Here is a 16,282-nt window from a genome sequence, read left to right on the forward strand (position 1 = left end):
AAAGATATAGTGGATAGCACGACCCTTTGTAGTCTGTACGAAAAAGGGTAACGCCTTAATTGTAATTTTTAGTTTGAATATTCTCGTTGATAAAAACCAAAATTTTATTTGAAATTTGATATCCCATTTCTTTTAAATGTGTAGCATATATTTCTAATTGCTGTTCGTATTTTGGATTTGGTAACCCTGTTTTGTAATCAATAATTGTAGCTTGATTGTCCCTTATAACTAAACGGTCTGGTCTAATCATTTGTCCTGTGCTGGTTAAAATATCACGCTCGTTGTAAATTGTATATTGATCTGTAAAAAACTCTTTAAGGTCTTTTTGGTTTACAATATCATTTATGTTTTTTGTGATGCCTTCTACTTGGTCATCATTGATAAATCCATTGTCTAAAGCTAAATTTATTGCAAAATCGATATCGTCTTTTGTATAGATTTTTGACATTATATCGTGTATAATGTTTCCTTTTTCTATAGCATGCTGTTGATTAGTGTCCCATAAATATCCAGACTTAGTAATTATTTTAATGTTGTGTTCCTTTTTGTTAACACTTATAATGTTTTTGTTAGATGAAGTGTCTAAAGATTTTTCTACTGGAATAATTTCTCTTTTTGAATTGCCAAATTCGTAAAAGGTTTGATTGTCACTCCATAGTTGTTCTGTTTGTAAATAAGATTGGAATAGTTTAGAGTAGCTATTTAATTCATTTAAATTATTATCTGTTTTACTAATAACATGTAATTGCTCTACAGGTCTTGTTAAAGCAACATAAAGTAAATTTATATTGTCTAGTTCTTGTTCTGCCTTATGTTTGGTGTAAATGTTTTGACCAATTTCCCCAAAATTTTCTACATCACTGTTAAAGTTTATTAGTGTTTTTGAAAAACCGTTAAAAAGGGTTTTATCTATTGGAAACCATTCTTGAGGGTCTATCTCTCGATAAATATCTAAATCGGCAAAAGGAAAAATAACCACAGGAAACTCTAAACCTTTTGATTTATGTATGGTCATTATTTGTACCGCATTTTGGTTGTTAGGAGACACAATACTTAAGCTGTCTTTTTTATTGTCGTAGTAATCTAAAAATCCAGAAATACCAGTTATATGTTTTTGAGAAAACTCTAAAACTAAGTCTAAATAAAACTGTACAAATGCACCTGAAGTTTGTAGTAAATTAAACTGTCTTGCAATATCTTCTACACTATCGTATAGCGAAAGTTGTGCAATTTCTGTAGTATTAAAATCGATACCAAATTGTTTAAAGCTTCCAAAAAAAGTATCAACATTTAATTTTAGATTTTGATTAAAAAATGTGTGTTTATCTTCAACGTTGAAAGTACTTGCTAAATAATGAAGTACATTAATTCTAACTTCAAAATTATTTGGATTGACTAATAATCTTAAGATGTTATTGATTAGCTGAACGGATTCGGAATTATCGATCAGCATTGTTTCAGAAGACATGATCTTAATGTCGTTTTCACTTAAATAATTTGCTACAGCAATACCTTCTTTTTTCTTACGTACTAAAACACAGATGTCTTTTAAATCATAACCATTATCTAAGCATTTTTTTAAGGTATTGTATGTTTCTTTAGCATAAAGGGTTTCTTTATCGTCTTCGCTTTCCTTTAAATCTAAAAATTGAAAGCTTACATAACCTTCTTCTTTTATGGTAGGATTTTGATGTGCTTTTTTATACAAATTTGCATAATGCTCATTTCTAAAACTTGTGTTTGAAATGTATTTAAAAAACGAATTATTAAAGTTGACAATATTTTTGTGACTACGGTAATTTTCTTCAAGCTCAATGAGCTTTTTATCTACAGGAAAAGGATTTTTATCTTCGGTTAAATCTATAAATTGTTCTGCCTTTCCGCCACGCCAACGGTAAATAGCTTGTTTAGCATCACCAACAATCATAGTGCTTCCTTTTTCGCCTTTTAAATTTTCGGCGGTAAGCGAGTTTTCTATTAATGGGATTAAGTTATTCCATTGCATTTCGGAAGTGTCTTGGAATTCATCAATAAAATAGTGTCTAAATTTTTCTCCAATACGCTCGTAAATAAATGGTGTTGGTTGGTCTTTTAATTGATTTGAAATTAGTGTATTAAATTCTGAAATTAATAGTTTATTCTCATTGTCTTTTATAAGTTGAAGTTCGGTATTAATAGCATTTAATACAGAAAGTGGTGTAACGTTTTTATATATGGCTTTGAGAAAAGTTAGATTATAGACAGCTGCTTTTATGGTTTTATAGGTTAAACCAATCTCTGGAAGTAAACTATCTATAATATCTTTTTTATTAGCATCTAGCTTTGTAGTGTATACTTTGTTTTCTTCTATATTACTTTCTAATTGATTATTATATAATCCGTTTGTTTGTAATAATGAAGCTTTTTCAAAATGATTAAAAAGCGTTCCTCTAGAAAAGTCTGCTTTAGTTAATCCGTTATTTTCAAATGTTGTTAAAATGCTTTTAGCATTATCTATAATTTGGTTTTCAGTAGATTTAATTTGTTTGATTAAGCTGATTTTTAAGCTTTCAAAATCGTCCAAAGTTTTGTCCTTTAAAGCTTTTTTTAAATGTGGTATGTCGTTTTCGTTGGTAAGTTTTTTTGCAATTTTATTTAAGTCGTTGGAGATGTCCCAGCTTTTATCGTCATCAGCTTTTTCAATAGCAAAATCAATTAAAATTTTAGTAAGTTTTTTGTCGGTTCCTGCTTTAGCTATTAGGCTATCTACAGCTTCAATTAAAAGGGCTTCGGTATCTAACTCGACTTCAAAATTGATGGGTAATTTTAAATCGTAAGCAAACGTTCTGATTAATCTGTGATTAAAACCATCTATCGTACTAATATCAAAAGCAGCATAATTATGCATTATGGTACTTAATAATGTTTTGGCTTTTTTGTTAACGTATTCTGGTTGTAAACTTAGTTCTAAACAAAGAGCATTAAACATAGCGTCGTTACCATCTAAAACGGTTTCTTCAGAAAAATCTTTTAATTTTTTAAGAATACGCTCTTTCATTTCACCAACAGCTTTGTTGGTAAATGTCATTGCTAAAATGTTTCTAAACCCAAAAATATTTTCGGTTTTAAAAAGTAATTTTAAGTAAGATTTTACAAGGTTAAAGGTTTTTCCGCTTCCAGCAGAAGCGTTAAATACTTTAAAAGGAGCAATATTATTCATCAAAAAACTAATTTGTTACAAGATAAGGACAATCAATCTTAAAATAGTTATAAATTATTAGCATTATTGGAGAAAAAAGCTAAATTATTTTTAAGTTTGATACAAACAAAAATTAATAACCACAAAAAAATATATTATGGCTTTTGAATTACCAGAATTAGGTTATGCATATGATGCATTAGAACCACATATAGATGCAAGAACTATGGAAATACACCATAGTAAACATCACAACGGATACACAACAAAATTAAATGGTGCTATTGAAGGTACTGACTTAGAAGGAAAATCTATTGAAGACATTTTAACTAATCTAGATATGTCTAATAGCGCTGTTAGAAATAATGGAGGTGGATTTTATAATCACTCTTTATTTTGGACGGTAATGAATCCTGAAGGAAAAGGACGTTTGTCTGGAGAATTAAAAGATGCTATCGAAGCAGAATTTGGTTCTTTTGAAGATTTTAAAGATGCATTTAGTAAAGCAGCAGCAACACAGTTTGGATCTGGTTGGGCTTGGCTTTGTGTGCACAAAGGTGGTAAAGTAGAAGTTTGTTCTACACCAAACCAAGATAATCCTTTAATGCCAGGTGTTTCTTGTGAAGGTACTCCAATCTTAGGATTAGATGTTTGGGAGCACGCTTATTATTTAAATTATCAAAATAGACGTCCAGATTATATTGAAGCATTTTTTAATGTAATTAACTGGAATGAAGTAGAAAGAAGATACGCTGAAGCTAAGTAGTTATCTACTGAAATATAAATAAAAAGGCAGACTAATTAGTCTGCCTTTTTATTTTGTAAAACATTGATAATCATTTGTTTGTTTCAATAAAAAAGCCGGACGAGAGTCCAGCTTTTTTGCCCCAAATCTACCATGAACTTAACCTACTTATGTTATGGTAAGCTCAAATATAACGAAGATTAATTTCAATAATTGTAATTAATAGTCAAAACGTAAAAAAAATCGCTTAACGGACTTTTAGGTAAGAAAACCCTTCAAATTAGTTAATAAGCTCTTTCTTTATTGCCTTCATAAAAATTAATAAAAGCTCTGTTAACCACACGGTTACCTCCAGCTGTTGGATAATTACCTGTAAAATACCAGTCGCCTAAATGTTCAGGACAAGCTTGGTGTAAATTGTCTACAGATTGAAAAATAATTTCTACATCAGCATTAACAGAACTGTCTGTTAATAACTCTGATATTTTAGCAGAAATTTGTTCTGGAGTAAATTGATCATAAATTTCTTTTACAAAATTTTGTACGTCTTTATCTGCAAGATCTACTTGTGCTTTACATTTTTTGTAAACCTCTTCAACTAAATTATAATTGTTATTTTCTTTTAATAGCTCTAAAGCAGCATTAAAAGCAACTAAAGATTCTAAGTTAGCCATGTCTATACCATAGCAATCAGGATAGCGTATTTGTGGTGCAGAAGAAACAACTATTATTTTTTTAGGATGTAATCTATCCATCATTTTAATAATACTTTTCTTTAAAGTTGTACCACGTACAATACTATCGTCAATGATTACTAAGTTATCGGTTGGTTTTATAACGCCGTAAGTTACATCGTAAACGTGTGCTACTAAATCGTCACGACTACTGTCTTCGGTAATAAACGTTCTTAGTTTTACGTCTTTAATGGCTATTTTTTCAATACGAGGTGTTTCTTCTAAGATAGATATAACCTGCTCTTTAGATAAATTACCATTACCTTTTAAAATATCTTGTGTTTTTCTTTCGTTTAGATGTTCTTCTACAGTATCAATTAATCCGTAAAAAGATGTTTCTGCTGTATTAGGTATGTAAGAAAAAACAGTGTTTTTTGTGTCGTTATCTATTGCTTTTAGTACCTGAGGCATCAACAATTTACCTAATGTTTTACGTTCTTGGTAGATTTCGGCATCACTTCCTCTAGAAAAATAGATGCGTTCAAAACTACAAGATTTACGCTCTAAAGGTTGTAAAATTTGTTTTATAGATACATCTCCAGAAGTTTTTGTAATTATAGCATGACCTGGCTCTAGTTCTTTTACATCATCAAATTCTACGTTAAAAACGGTTTGTATTACAGGTCGCTCTGATGCTACAACAACAACTTCGTCATCCTTATAATAAAAAGCAGGTCTAATTCCTGCTGGGTCGCGTAAGACAAAAGAGTCTCCATGACCTAAAAGTCCAGCCATAGCATATCCTCCATCCCAATTTTTAGCAGCGCGTTTTAATATTTTGTGTACTTTTAAACGTTCTGCAATTAAAGGTGAACACTCATGTTTGCTGTATCCTTCTTTTTTTAGGTCTTTATAGACTTTACTTACTGCATCATCTAAAAAATGACCTATTTTTTCCATTATAGTAATGGTGTCTGTATATTCTTTTGGGTGTTGTCCTAAATCTACTAGGTTTTGAAATAACTCTTTAACATTGGTCATGTTAAAGTTTCCTGCAAGAATCAGGTTACGGTGCATCCAATTATTTTGTCTTAAAAATGGATGTACACTTTCTACACTGTTTTTACCAAATGTACCGTAACGTACATGTCCTAAAAGCACTTCGCCAATGTAAGGAACGTGTTTTTTTTGTAAAGCAACATCATCTTGATATTCTGGATGTTCTGTTAGTACTTGATTAATACGACTATTAATTTGACCAAAAATATCTTGAATAGGTTGTTGTTGTATTGATCTTACACGACTTATGTATCGTTCTCCAGGATTTGTATTTAATTTTATACTCGCAAATCCAGCACCATCTTGACCGCGATTGTGCTGTTTTTCCATCATTAAATACATTTTATTAACACCATAAAAGGCACTACCGTATTTTTCTTTGTAGTATTCTAATGGTTTTAATAATCTAATATGCGCTATTCCGCATTCGTGTTTTAAAGCATCACTCATCTTAGTTGTGTTGTGTGTTGTTTTTTAAGAATGATAAATTTTTATGTCCTTAATTTAAAACAAGTTAATAAAAAATGCGCTCAAAAAAATTAGAGCGCATAGGTTTTATAATTCGATTTCAAATTGTGTTAAGTTTTTAAACTGTTGCAGTCGTTTGTTTACTTCGTCTTGTGTTAGTGTAAGCATACGCTCGGTTCCAAATTTTTCTACACAAAATGAGGCTAAAGTAGAACCGTAAATGACTGCGTTTTTCATGTTTTCAAAAGAAACATCATTTGTGCTTGCTAAGTAACCTGCAAATCCGCCAGCAAAAGTATCTCCTGCTCCTGTTGGGTCAAAAACTTCTTCTAAAGGTAATGCAGGTGCATAAAATACATTGTCATCATGAAATAGTAACGCGCCATGTTCTCCTTTTTTAATCACTACGTATTTTGGACCCATTTCATGTATTTTTCTTGCTGCAACAACCAAGCTGTATTCTCCGGTTAGTTGTCTTGCCTCTTCATCATTAATTGTAATGACGTCTACACGTTTAATAACTTCATGTAATTGGTCTAAAGCTGTATCCATCCAAAAATTCATAGTATCTAAAACTACTAGTTTTGGTTTTTTTGTCATTTGGTCTAAAACACCAATTTGTACGATAGGATGTAAGTTACCTAGCATTACAACATCAGAATCTTTGTAATTATCTGGTACGATAGGATTAAAATCTGCTAATACGTTTAGCTCTGTTGCTAAAGTATCACGAGAGTTCATGTCGTTATGGTATTTACCGCTCCAGAAAAAGGTTTTACCTTCTTTAACTATTTCTATTCCTTCAATATTAATATTTCTATCTTTTAAAAGGTCTAGATATTCTTGAGGAAAATCTCCACCAACTACAGAAACTGCAGCTGCATCTAACTGAAAATTTGAAGCAGATAAACCTATGTAAGTTGCTGCTCCGCCAAGTATTTTGTCTGTTTTTCCAAAAGGTGTTTCAATAGCATCAAAAGCTACAGTACCTACTATTACTAATTTGCTCATAAGGGCGATTTAAATTAAGGCGCAAATATACGATTTTTACTGAGTATTTAAATGAAAGAAGATTTAACTTATTTTCTGCCAAAATCTGCAGGAATTTCTCCCCAAGCTTTGGTTTCCCATTTAACGATTGTAGTAGTATACGTGTTTTCTTTTAGCCATTTTACAGCACGATCTACCAAATCAAAAACTGGTTTGTTTTTATGGTTACGTTTTAATTTACTGTTGCAGTTTTTCTTTTTAACCCAACTTATTGCGGTTTTAGAGTCGGTATAAATAATACGGTCACTATTATGTTGTTTTAAAAATGCTAACCCGTGGACAATAGCTAAAAATTCGCCTATATTATTGGTGCCTTCTTCAAAAGGACCTTGAATAAATAATTGTTTTTTGGTTTTGGTGTCTACACCACGATACTCCATTACGCCAGGATTTCCAGACGAAGCGGCATCAACCGAAATGGAATTGTAATTAGGTTGACCTATTTTTTTTAGTTGTTCGGTAGAGAGTTCGCTTTTAAATGTTTTATTTTTTCCAACGTAGTCAAAATAGTTTCCTTTTAAAGCTTTTTTTGCAGCATCAAATGTTGTGAAAGATTTGTATTGCGCGCCTTCAAAATCTTTAATTTGAGCCTTACAATCGTCCCAAGATTCAAACACACCGGTGTTGTGACCTTTCCAAACGGTATAATATTTTTTTTTCTTTTTACTCATTTAAAAGTCGATCAACCACTTTAGGAAAATGTTCCATTTCTAATTTATGAATTTTTGTAGCAACATCTTCAGCGCTGTCTGAAGCTTCAACCTTACATTTTGCTTGAAATATGATAGCGCCTTCATCGTAATTTTCGTTTACATAATGTATTGTAATACCAGTTTCTGTTTCTTTATTATTTACAACAGCTTCATGTACATTCATACCATACATACCTTTACCGCCAAATTTTGGTAATAACGCAGGATGAATATTTATCACTTTATTTGGGAAATTTTTTAAGATATTTTCTGGAAGCTTCCATAAAAATCCTGCAAGAATAATCAAATCTGGATTAGAAGATTTTAAAATATTAAGTACATCTTCTGTTTGTGTAAAAGCAATTCTGTTAAATGATAAAGCGCTAACTTTTAATCTTTTACATCTTTCTAAGACTTTGGCATGAGGATTGTTAGTCAATACCTGAACAACAGAAGCATTGTCACTATTGTGAAAAAACTTTATTAAATTTTCAGCATTACTTCCGCTACCGGACGCAAAAATTACTACACGTTTCATTTATATAGTTTCAGTGTTAAATTCTTCAAACAAAAAAAGTAATAATTATTAACAATTACGGGCAAAACCGATTTAATTATTTAATTTAGTAGCACATTTTTCAACTAAAAGTGTGTTTTAAATTAAAGTTTTTTATTTTTGCCACTTAATTAAAACTAAAAAATTAAAATTATGTCAGACATTGCATCAAGAGTAAAAGCGATTATCGTAGACAAATTAGGTGTTGATGAGAACGAAGTAGTAAACGAAGCAAGCTTCACAAACGATTTAGGAGCAGATTCTTTAGACACTGTAGAATTAATTATGGAATTCGAAAAAGAATTTGATATTCAAATTCCAGATGACCAAGCAGAAAATATTGCAACAGTAGGTCAAGCTGTATCTTATATTGAAGCTGCAAAATAAGCACAATATTTATGGAACTTAAGCGAGTAGTAGTTACAGGTTTAGGTGCGCTAACACCAATAGGAAACACTAAAGACGAGTACTGGAATGGACTTGTTAATGGAAAAAGTGGTGCAGCGCCTATAACATATTTTGATACCGAAAAATTCAAAACTAACTTTGCTTGCGAGTTAAAAAACTTCGTGGCAACAGATTTTCTTGATAGAAAAGAAGCCCGAAAAATGGATAGGTTTACACAGTACGCAATGGTCGCGTCAGACGAGGCTATTGCGGACTCAAACCTTGATTTAGACAAGGTCAACAAACTTAGAGTTGGCGTTGTTTGGGGAGCAGGAATTGGTGGACTAGAAACGTTTCAGAACGAAGTTTTAAACTACGCAGCAGGAGACGGTACACCAAGATTTAATCCTTTCTTTATCCCAAAAATGATTGCAGATATCGCACCAGGAAACATATCTATTAAAAATGGATTTATGGGTCCTAACTACACAACTGTATCTGCATGTGCATCTTCAGCAAATGCATTAATTGATGCCTTAAACTATATACGTTTAGGACACTGTGATGTTATCGTTACTGGTGGTAGTGAAGCTGCAGTAACTATAGCAGGAATGGGCGGGTTTAATTCTATGCATGCTTTGTCTACAAGAAACGATAGTCCAGAAACTGCATCAAGACCGTTTGATGCTACACGAGATGGATTTGTTTTAGGTGAAGGAGCAGGCGCATTAATTTTAGAAGAATATGAACACGCTAAAGCTAGAGGTGCAAAAATTTACGCCGAAGTTGTTGGTGGAGGATTATCTTCAGATGCATATCACATGACAGCACCACATCCAGATGGAATAGGAGTAATAGCTGTTATGAAAAACTGTCTAGAAAATGCAGGTTTAAAACCTGAAGAAGTAGATCATATTAATACACACGGAACATCTACACCATTAGGTGATGTTGCTGAATTAAAAGCTATCAAAGCAGTTTTTGGTGATCATGCTAAAAACATTAATATCAACTCAACAAAATCTATGACTGGTCATTTGTTAGGTGCAGCAGGAGCTATAGAAGCGATTGCATCTATTTTGGCTATGGAAAACGGTACTGTTCCTCCTACAATTAACCATACAACTGTAGACGAAAATATTGATCCAGAACTAAACTTAACATTAAACAAACCTCAAAAAAGAGATATTAAAGTAGCTATGAGCAATACTTTTGGCTTTGGAGGACATAACGCTTGCGTATTGTTTAAGAAAATAGATTAGTTCAAAAATTTACATGAAACGTATTAAAAACATATTTAATTCCCAGTCTAAGGACAAAGGGGAATTTTTTATGTCTATATCTAAGATTGTAAACTTTAAACCTAAAAATCTTAAATACTATAAAACAGCCTTTACGCATCGCTCTATGAATATTAGAGATAGTAAAGGGCACATAGTAAACTATGAGCGTTTAGAGTTTTTAGGAGATGCTATGCTAAGTGCCGTAATAGCTCACTACTTATATACAGAAGTACCTAGTGGCGATGAAGGCTATCTAACAAAAATGCGATCTAAAGTTGTAAGTAGAGAGCATTTAAATGAGTTAGGAAAAGACTTAGGTTTAATTAATCTTGTTGAAAGTAAAATACCTAAAGGACAATTTGGAGATAACATTCATGGTAATCTTTTTGAAGCATTAGTAGGAGCCATTTATTTAGATAAAGGTTATAAAGCCTGCGAAAAATTTATAGAAGATAGAATTATCGAACCTTACGTAGATATAGAAAAACTTGAAGGTAAGGTGATTAGCTATAAAAGTTTGTTGATAGAATGGTGTCAAAAAGAAAAAAAACATTTTGATTATAATGTTTATGAAGACACAGGTAATAGTAGTGTAAAACACTTTGCTGTAAAATTATCTATTGATCATAAAATCGTATCAAAAGCTAGAGCAACTTCCAAAAAAAAGGCAGAAGAAAAAGCATCCAAAAGAGCCTTTTTTGCTTTTCAAAAACAGATAACAAAAGCTGCTATTCTGTAAATATTTCATCTTAAAAAAGGAACACAACACTACAACGTTTTCGTATTTTTTCATGTTAAGAATACGTAAAACATGCTTAAAATAAGCGTTTAAACATTATATTTACATTTAGTTAAGTAAATAAAATGGCTGTAAAAAAATTATTGTTAGACGATTTTTTTGAAGAAGAACAGTTTAGCCTGATAGGTATACATTGTACCATAGAAGATTTTAGATTAGCCTATTTAATTAATCAAGTTTTAGATTTACAACTAAAAAGAAATAAAGATGACGTTTGTTTTACAAAAGACAAATCAAGATTTGCACTATTTGATTTTGATGAAAAACAGCAACATGTAACCTATCATCTAGTCTCTAATATTTGTAAAGTAAAACAAGAACAAAACCAGTCACTTAACTCACTTTTTGGAAACGAAAATTTTGGTTCGACCACACATTACTTGCTTCCAGAATATAAAAAGGTTAATTATCTGCTTAAGATAGAAACAGACCTTACGATTAACAAAGAAAAACAGATACTAAACAAACTGTTAGAAATACCACAAGTAGTTACAGCTTATAGTATAGATGTGGATACTTTAAAAACTAAAAACAACTTAATATTCGACTAATGCCAAAAAGAAAAAAAACCAAAATAGTTGCAACTTTAGGACCAGCAACAAGTAGTAAAGAGGTATTAAAAGGAATGTTAGACGAAGGCGCTAACGTATTTAGAATTAACTTCTCTCATGCAGATTATAAAGATGTAGAAGAGCGAGTTAAAATGATTAGAGAACTAAATGAAGAGTATGGTTACAATGCTTCTATTTTAGCAGATTTACAAGGACCAAAATTACGCGTTGGTGTAATGAAAGAAGAAGTTATTGTAAATCCAGGTGACGAAATTATTTTTGCAACAGGAGAAAGATTTGAAGGTACAAAAGAACGTGTCTACATGACTTATGATAATTTTCCTCAAGACGCTAAACCAGGAGAGCGTATTCTATTAGATGATGGAAAATTAATTTTTGAAGTTGTTTCTACAGACAAGAAAAAAGAAGTTGTTGCCAAAGTAATACAAGGCGGACCATTAAAATCTAAAAAAGGAGTTAACTTACCTAATACTAATATATCTCAACCAGCTTTAACAGAAAAAGACGTAGAAGACGCAATTTTTGCATGCAAGCTAGGTGTAGATTGGATTGCACTTTCTTTTGTGAGACATGCAGAAGATTTAATGGAGCTAGAAGAGTTGATTAAGAAAAATAGTGACCATAAAATACCAATTATTGCTAAAATAGAAAAACCAGAAGGTGTAGCAAACATAGATAAAATTGTAGCTTACTGTGATGGTTTAATGGTAGCACGTGGAGATTTAGGTGTAGAAATTCCTGCAGAAGAAGTACCATTAGTACAAAAACAATTAGTATTACGTGCTAAAAAAGCTAGAATACCAGTAATCATAGCCACACAAATGATGGAAACTATGATTAATAGTTTAACGCCAACTCGTGCAGAAGTTAATGATGTAGGTAACTCGGTAATGGATGGTGCAGATGCAGTAATGTTATCAGGAGAAACTAGTGTAGGACAATATCCTGTACAAGTAATTCGTCAAATGTCTAACATTATTAAAAGTGTTGAAGATTCAGACTTAATTAAAGTACCACAATCGCCACCACATATCCGTACTAAACGATATATAACAAAATCTATATGTTATCATGCTGCAAATATGGCTAATGAGATTGATGCAAAAGCAATTTCAACATTAACAAATAGTGGTTACACAGCGTTTCAAATTTCAGCTTGGCGACCAAGCGCACATATTTTAGTATTTACTTCTAACCGTCGTATCTTAACACAGTTAAGTTTACTTTGGGGCGTAACTGCATTTTATTATGATAAATATGTAAGTACAGATGAGACTATTGAAGATGTTAATGCAATAGCTTGTAAAAAAGGCTTTTTAGAACAAGGAGACATGTTAATAAGTCTTGCTGCCATGCCAATACAAGATAAAGGAATGGTAAATACATTAAGAGTAACAGAAATAGAAAGTTGTAATTTTTAAGTTTTAGGGCATTACCCTATCAAATCACGCTTTTTGTAGTTGCTATAAAAGAGCAACTAACAATGGTATAAATATTAAAAACCAGTTTCTTACTAAGAAGCTGGTTTTTTTATTAAAATTTAAATTTTAATTGTACGCTAACGCTTTTCTTTTCTTCTGTCTTTTTAGTGTTTTGTTCTGTATTTAAGTTTGATAAAGAAATACCTAATAATCTCACAGAATTATTTAATTTTTCTTGATATAATAAATCTTTAGCAGTTTCTAAAATTACAGACTTATCTGCAAAAAAATAGGGTAGAGTCTTACTTCTAGTTTGCAAAGTAAAATCGCTGTATTTAATTTTTAATGTTACTGTTTTTCCTGCAACACTGTTTTTTCCTAACCTTTTAGATACTTCTTCGGCAATATGCTCTAATTTTTCAAGCATAAATATTTCGGAAGATAAATTTTTACTAAATGTACGCTCTGCAGCAAGGCTTTTTCTAATTCTATTTGGCTTTACTTGACTGTTATGTACACCTCTTACAATATGATAATAATAGGCGCCAGATTTACCAAAATGTTGCTCTAGGTATTCAATAGTTTTTGACTTTAAATCTTTACCAGTAAAGATGCCTTTTTGGTACATTTTTTCGGCAGTAACTTTACCGATACCATAAAACTTCCTTATATCTAAAGCTTCTAAGAAATTTAAAACTTCTTCAGGATTAACTGTTTTTTGTCCATTTGGCTTATTATAATCGCTAGCAACTTTAGCAACAAATTTATTAATACTAATTCCTGCAGATGCTGTTAAGCCAACCTCATTGTAAATTCGATTTCTAATTTCTTCAGCAATTAAAGATGCGCTAGGATTTCCTTTTTTGTTTTGTGTTACATCTAAGTAGGCTTCATCTAGAGATAAAGGTTCAACTAAGTCGGTATAATCAAAAAAAATAGCTCTAATTTTGTTAGAGATTTCTTTATAACGTCCAAAATCTGACTTTACAAAAATTAATTCAGGACATAGTTTTTTTGCTAATTGACCAGACATAGCACTTTTAACACCAAATTTTCTAGCTTCATAACTGGCAGCGCTTATAACACCGCGCGTACCGCCGCCACCAACAGCAATGGGTTTACCTTTAAGGTCTGGATTATCCATTTGCGCTACAGATGCGTAAAATGCATCCATATCTACATGAATAATTTTTCTTATTGGTAAATTACTTGACATGATGTAAATTTATAAATTACAATGTATAATTATGAAAAAATCCACCTACCTTTTAATAACTTTTATTGTTGCATTAACCGCTATTTTCACCTCATTTTTTAAGTTTATTAATTGGTTTTATATTTTAAAACCTTTGACAACGGTTTTGATTTTACTTTTACCTATAATTTTCATTAAACTTAAATTAAGTAAATACGCTTTAATAATAATTCTTGGTTTGTGTTTCTGTTTAATAGGCGATGTTTTATTAATGTTTGAGCATTTATTTATATACGGTTTAACTTCATTTTTATTAGGTCATATATTGTTTACTTATGCCTTTACAACTGTCAATGGATTTTTATATAATTTTAAACCATTAGTGTTTTTAATACTCTTTGCAATAGCAATGTTTTTTGTATTAAAAGATAATTTAGGGCAATTATTAATACCAGTTATTTTGTATATAATTTGTATTGTTATTATGGCTTGGCAAGCATTAAATTTATATTTTTTAAATAGTAATAAAGTTTATAGAATAGTAGCTGTAGGAGCTATTTTATTTTTAATTTCTGATACCGTTTTAGCTTATAATATGTTCGTTATTAAGTTTTCTTTTTCAGAATTAATTATATTATCTACTTATTGGGCTGCAATATGTTTTATAGCACTGTCCGCATTATATATACCAATCAATAAATAATATGTCATCTACAATAGAAATAGAAAGAAAATTTTTGGTTAAATCTCAGGTTTTTAAAGAGGAAGCTTTTAATAAAACACATATCAAACAAGGTTTTTTAAGTACAGATAAAGAAAGAACCGTTAGAGTTAGACTTAAAGGAGATAAGGGTTTTTTAACAATAAAAGGAGCCTCTTCAAATGATGGACTATCAAGGTTTGAGTGGGAAAAAGAAATTAAAAAAGAAGATGCAGAACAGCTTTTTAAGCTATGTAAAAAAGGAATTATTGATAAGATGCGTTACGAAGTAAAACTAGGAAATCATATTTTTGAAATTGATGAATTTTTTGGAGACAATAAGGGTTTAGTTTTAGCAGAAGTAGAGCTTAATAATGAAAACGAAATATTTGAAAAACCTAATTGGTTAGGAGAAGAAGTAACAGGAGATATTAAATATTATAACTCTCAGTTAAGTAATCAACCTTTTAAAACATGGAAATAATGAAACGACTTTTAATTTTTGCTTCTTTATCAGTTTTAGCATGTAAAACAGAAAATAAAAATGTAGATATACAAGACAAGCAGGTAGTTAAAGAGTCCAATAAACTATCTATTAAAGAGCAAGATTCTTTATTAAAAAACAAAGGATTTAAAACTTTCTATTATGTAGAAGAAAAAACTAAAGACACCTTTTTAATGCAAGAATATTACATAGTTTTTTTAAAAGCAGGACCTATAAGAAGTCAAAACGAAGAAGAAGCTAAACAACTCCAAGACCAGCATTTAGCTCATTTAGGAAAAATGTACGAAATGGGTTTTGCAGACATATCTGGCCCATTTGGTGATGATGGAGATATTAGAGGTATCACAATTTACAATGTACCTAACCAACAGTTAGCAGACAGTTTAGCTAATTCAGACCCTATGGTTAAAGCAGGTAGACTTCAGGTCGAAATTCATCCATGGTGGGCAGCAAAAGGTTTTAAATTACGATAACCTAAAGCCTTGCTAATTAATTAGTGAGGCTTTTTTTATTGTAAAGATTTGGGCGTTTTAACAGGCTGTTCGTTATATCTTTTTTTGCCTTATATGGAAGCAAAAAAAGGATGCCACTACCATCCTTAACGCAAAAAAGCGGTAATTTGATTGGTTCAAATTACCGCTTTTTTAATATTAATAAAGCTGATTATCTCAGCATAAAATTTAGATTACTGCTTCACAATTAAGAACTGGCTTCTTCTGTTAAGTTGGTGTTGTTCTTTGCTACAAGGGTTACAATCTACAGCAGGCTCAGTTTCACCTTTACCAGATGCAGATATTCTGCTAGCATCAATACCTTTAGAGATAATGTACTGTCTTGTAGTTTGTGCACGTCTTTCTGATAAACCTTGGTTGTAGCTATCAGAACCTCTAAAGTCTGTGTGAGACGTCGCTTCTATAACCATATCTGGGTATTTATTCATCACTTGTACTAAATTGTCTAATTCAAACGCTGCTTTTGCAGTAATGTTTGATTTGTCA

Annotated in this window: 16 protein-coding genes; 9 read left to right on the forward strand and 7 right to left on the reverse strand. The window is 31.2% G+C overall.

What is annotated here, in order from left to right; genetic code table 11:
• Positions 1-55 precede the first annotated feature (55 nt).
• Complete coding sequence (locus H574_RS0104455) at positions 56-3,199, reverse strand: UvrD-helicase domain-containing protein (protein ID WP_027879408.1); 3,144 nt, start codon at positions 3,197-3,199, stop codon at positions 56-58.
• 136 nt (positions 3,200-3,335) lie between these two features.
• On the opposite strand from H574_RS0104455, the gene H574_RS0104460 reads away from it, so the two are divergent.
• Positions 3,336-3,944 carry a superoxide dismutase gene (locus tag H574_RS0104460; protein WP_027879409.1) on the forward strand — a complete coding sequence of 203 codons (609 nt, stop codon included), beginning with the start codon at positions 3,336-3,338 and terminating at the stop codon, positions 3,942-3,944.
• A gap of 263 nt (positions 3,945-4,207) precedes the next feature.
• Here the strand turns inward: H574_RS0104460 and H574_RS0104465 are convergent, their stop codons facing one another.
• From H574_RS0104465 to purN, 4 genes are all read right to left on the reverse strand, one after another.
• Positions 4,208-6,106 (reverse strand): amidophosphoribosyltransferase, encoded by a 1,899-nt coding sequence (locus tag H574_RS0104465; RefSeq protein ID WP_027879410.1) that lies wholly within the window; start codon positions 6,104-6,106, stop codon positions 4,208-4,210.
• Positions 6,107-6,211: 105 nt separating this feature from the next.
• Positions 6,212-7,135 (reverse strand): PfkB family carbohydrate kinase, encoded by a 924-nt coding sequence (locus tag H574_RS0104470; RefSeq protein ID WP_027879411.1) that lies wholly within the window; start codon positions 7,133-7,135, stop codon positions 6,212-6,214.
• A gap of 68 nt (positions 7,136-7,203) precedes the next feature.
• Positions 7,204-7,845 (reverse strand): ribonuclease H1 domain-containing protein, encoded by a 642-nt coding sequence (locus H574_RS0104475; RefSeq protein WP_027879412.1) that lies wholly within the window; start codon positions 7,843-7,845, stop codon positions 7,204-7,206.
• A complete protein-coding gene (gene purN / locus H574_RS0104480) occupies positions 7,838-8,404 on the reverse strand; it encodes a phosphoribosylglycinamide formyltransferase (RefSeq protein ID WP_027879413.1) in 567 nt (188 codons plus the stop codon). Before purN ends, H574_RS0104475 begins: the two co-directional genes overlap by 8 nt.
• A 171-nt stretch (positions 8,405-8,575) precedes the next feature.
• Here purN and H574_RS0104485 point away from each other — a divergent pair, with 171 nt between their 5' ends.
• The 5 genes from H574_RS0104485 to pyk all read left to right on the forward strand — a co-directional run bounded on the left by H574_RS0104485 (position 8,576) and on the right by pyk (position 12,884).
• Positions 8,576-8,809: an acyl carrier protein gene (locus tag H574_RS0104485; protein WP_027879414.1), complete on the forward strand. Its 234-nt coding sequence runs from the start codon at positions 8,576-8,578 to the stop codon at positions 8,807-8,809.
• Between the two features lie 11 nt (positions 8,810-8,820).
• The gene (gene fabF / locus H574_RS0104490) at positions 8,821-10,071 is read left to right on the forward strand and encodes a beta-ketoacyl-ACP synthase II (protein ID WP_027879415.1); all 1,251 of its coding nucleotides are present in this window, start codon (positions 8,821-8,823) and stop codon (positions 10,069-10,071) included.
• 13 nt (positions 10,072-10,084) lie between these two features.
• Positions 10,085-10,831 carry a ribonuclease III gene (rnc, locus tag H574_RS0104495; RefSeq protein WP_027879416.1) on the forward strand — a complete coding sequence of 249 codons (747 nt, stop codon included), beginning with the start codon at positions 10,085-10,087 and terminating at the stop codon, positions 10,829-10,831.
• A gap of 125 nt (positions 10,832-10,956) precedes the next feature.
• Positions 10,957-11,442 (forward strand): IPExxxVDY family protein, encoded by a 486-nt coding sequence (locus H574_RS0104500; RefSeq protein ID WP_027879417.1) that lies wholly within the window; start codon positions 10,957-10,959, stop codon positions 11,440-11,442.
• Positions 11,442-12,884, forward strand: coding sequence for a pyruvate kinase (pyk, locus tag H574_RS0104505; RefSeq protein WP_027879418.1), 1,443 nt, complete (start codon positions 11,442-11,444; stop codon positions 12,882-12,884). Before H574_RS0104500 ends, pyk begins: the two co-directional genes overlap by 1 nt.
• Before the next feature lie 112 nt (positions 12,885-12,996).
• Here pyk and dinB read toward each other — a convergent pair whose 3' ends face one another.
• The gene (gene dinB, locus H574_RS0104510) at positions 12,997-14,100 is read right to left on the reverse strand and encodes a DNA polymerase IV (protein WP_027879419.1); all 1,104 of its coding nucleotides are present in this window, start codon (positions 14,098-14,100) and stop codon (positions 12,997-12,999) included.
• Positions 14,101-14,131: 31 nt separating this feature from the next.
• On the opposite strand from dinB, the gene H574_RS0104515 reads away from it, so the two are divergent.
• The 3 genes from H574_RS0104515 to H574_RS0104525 are packed head-to-tail and all read left to right on the forward strand — an operon-like array spanning position 14,132 to position 15,757.
• Complete coding sequence (locus H574_RS0104515) at positions 14,132-14,782, forward strand: lysoplasmalogenase (RefSeq protein WP_027879420.1); 651 nt, start codon at positions 14,132-14,134, stop codon at positions 14,780-14,782.
• A 1-nt stretch (position 14,783) separates the two neighbouring features.
• Positions 14,784-15,263 (forward strand): CYTH domain-containing protein, encoded by a 480-nt coding sequence (locus H574_RS0104520; RefSeq protein ID WP_036227066.1) that lies wholly within the window; start codon positions 14,784-14,786, stop codon positions 15,261-15,263.
• Positions 15,263-15,757, forward strand: coding sequence for a YciI family protein (locus H574_RS0104525; RefSeq protein WP_027879422.1), 495 nt, complete (start codon positions 15,263-15,265; stop codon positions 15,755-15,757). Before H574_RS0104520 ends, H574_RS0104525 begins: the two co-directional genes overlap by 1 nt.
• A gap of 212 nt (positions 15,758-15,969) precedes the next feature.
• Here the strand turns inward: H574_RS0104525 and H574_RS0104530 are convergent.
• On the reverse strand, positions 15,970-16,282 hold a 313-nt coding region (locus H574_RS0104530; RefSeq protein ID WP_027879423.1), incomplete at its 5' end, for an OmpA family protein.

Source organism: Mesoflavibacter zeaxanthinifaciens DSM 18436 (genome assembly GCF_000422365.1).
GTDB lineage: Bacteria > Bacteroidota > Bacteroidia > Flavobacteriales > Flavobacteriaceae > Mesoflavibacter > Mesoflavibacter zeaxanthinifaciens.

What these genes read in the sequence shown, in the direction of transcription:
- H574_RS0104455 (WP_027879408.1), bottom strand. Translation starts at nt 3,199, where the DNA reads ATGAATAATATTGCTCCTTTTAAAGTATTTAACGCTTCTGCTGGAAGC.
- H574_RS0104460 (WP_027879409.1), top strand. Translation starts at nt 3,336, where the DNA reads ATGGCTTTTGAATTACCAGAATTAGGTTATGCATATGATGCATTAGAA.
- H574_RS0104465 (WP_027879410.1), bottom strand. Translation starts at nt 6,106, where the DNA reads ATGAGTGATGCTTTAAAACACGAATGCGGAATAGCGCATATTAGATTA.
- H574_RS0104470 (WP_027879411.1), bottom strand. Translation starts at nt 7,135, where the DNA reads ATGAGCAAATTAGTAATAGTAGGTACTGTAGCTTTTGATGCTATTGAA.
- H574_RS0104475 (WP_027879412.1), bottom strand. Translation starts at nt 7,845, where the DNA reads ATGAGTAAAAAGAAAAAAAAATATTATACCGTTTGGAAAGGTCACAAC.
- purN (WP_027879413.1), bottom strand. Translation starts at nt 8,404, where the DNA reads ATGAAACGTGTAGTAATTTTTGCGTCCGGTAGCGGAAGTAATGCTGAA.
- H574_RS0104485 (WP_027879414.1), top strand. Translation starts at nt 8,576, where the DNA reads ATGTCAGACATTGCATCAAGAGTAAAAGCGATTATCGTAGACAAATTA.
- fabF (WP_027879415.1), top strand. Translation starts at nt 8,821, where the DNA reads ATGGAACTTAAGCGAGTAGTAGTTACAGGTTTAGGTGCGCTAACACCA.
- rnc (WP_027879416.1), top strand. Translation starts at nt 10,085, where the DNA reads ATGAAACGTATTAAAAACATATTTAATTCCCAGTCTAAGGACAAAGGG.
- H574_RS0104500 (WP_027879417.1), top strand. Translation starts at nt 10,957, where the DNA reads ATGGCTGTAAAAAAATTATTGTTAGACGATTTTTTTGAAGAAGAACAG.
- pyk (WP_027879418.1), top strand. Translation starts at nt 11,442, where the DNA reads ATGCCAAAAAGAAAAAAAACCAAAATAGTTGCAACTTTAGGACCAGCA.
- dinB (WP_027879419.1), bottom strand. Translation starts at nt 14,100, where the DNA reads ATGTCAAGTAATTTACCAATAAGAAAAATTATTCATGTAGATATGGAT.
- H574_RS0104515 (WP_027879420.1), top strand. Translation starts at nt 14,132, where the DNA reads ATGAAAAAATCCACCTACCTTTTAATAACTTTTATTGTTGCATTAACC.
- H574_RS0104520 (WP_036227066.1), top strand. Translation starts at nt 14,784, where the DNA reads ATGTCATCTACAATAGAAATAGAAAGAAAATTTTTGGTTAAATCTCAG.
- H574_RS0104525 (WP_027879422.1), top strand. Translation starts at nt 15,263, where the DNA reads ATGAAACGACTTTTAATTTTTGCTTCTTTATCAGTTTTAGCATGTAAA.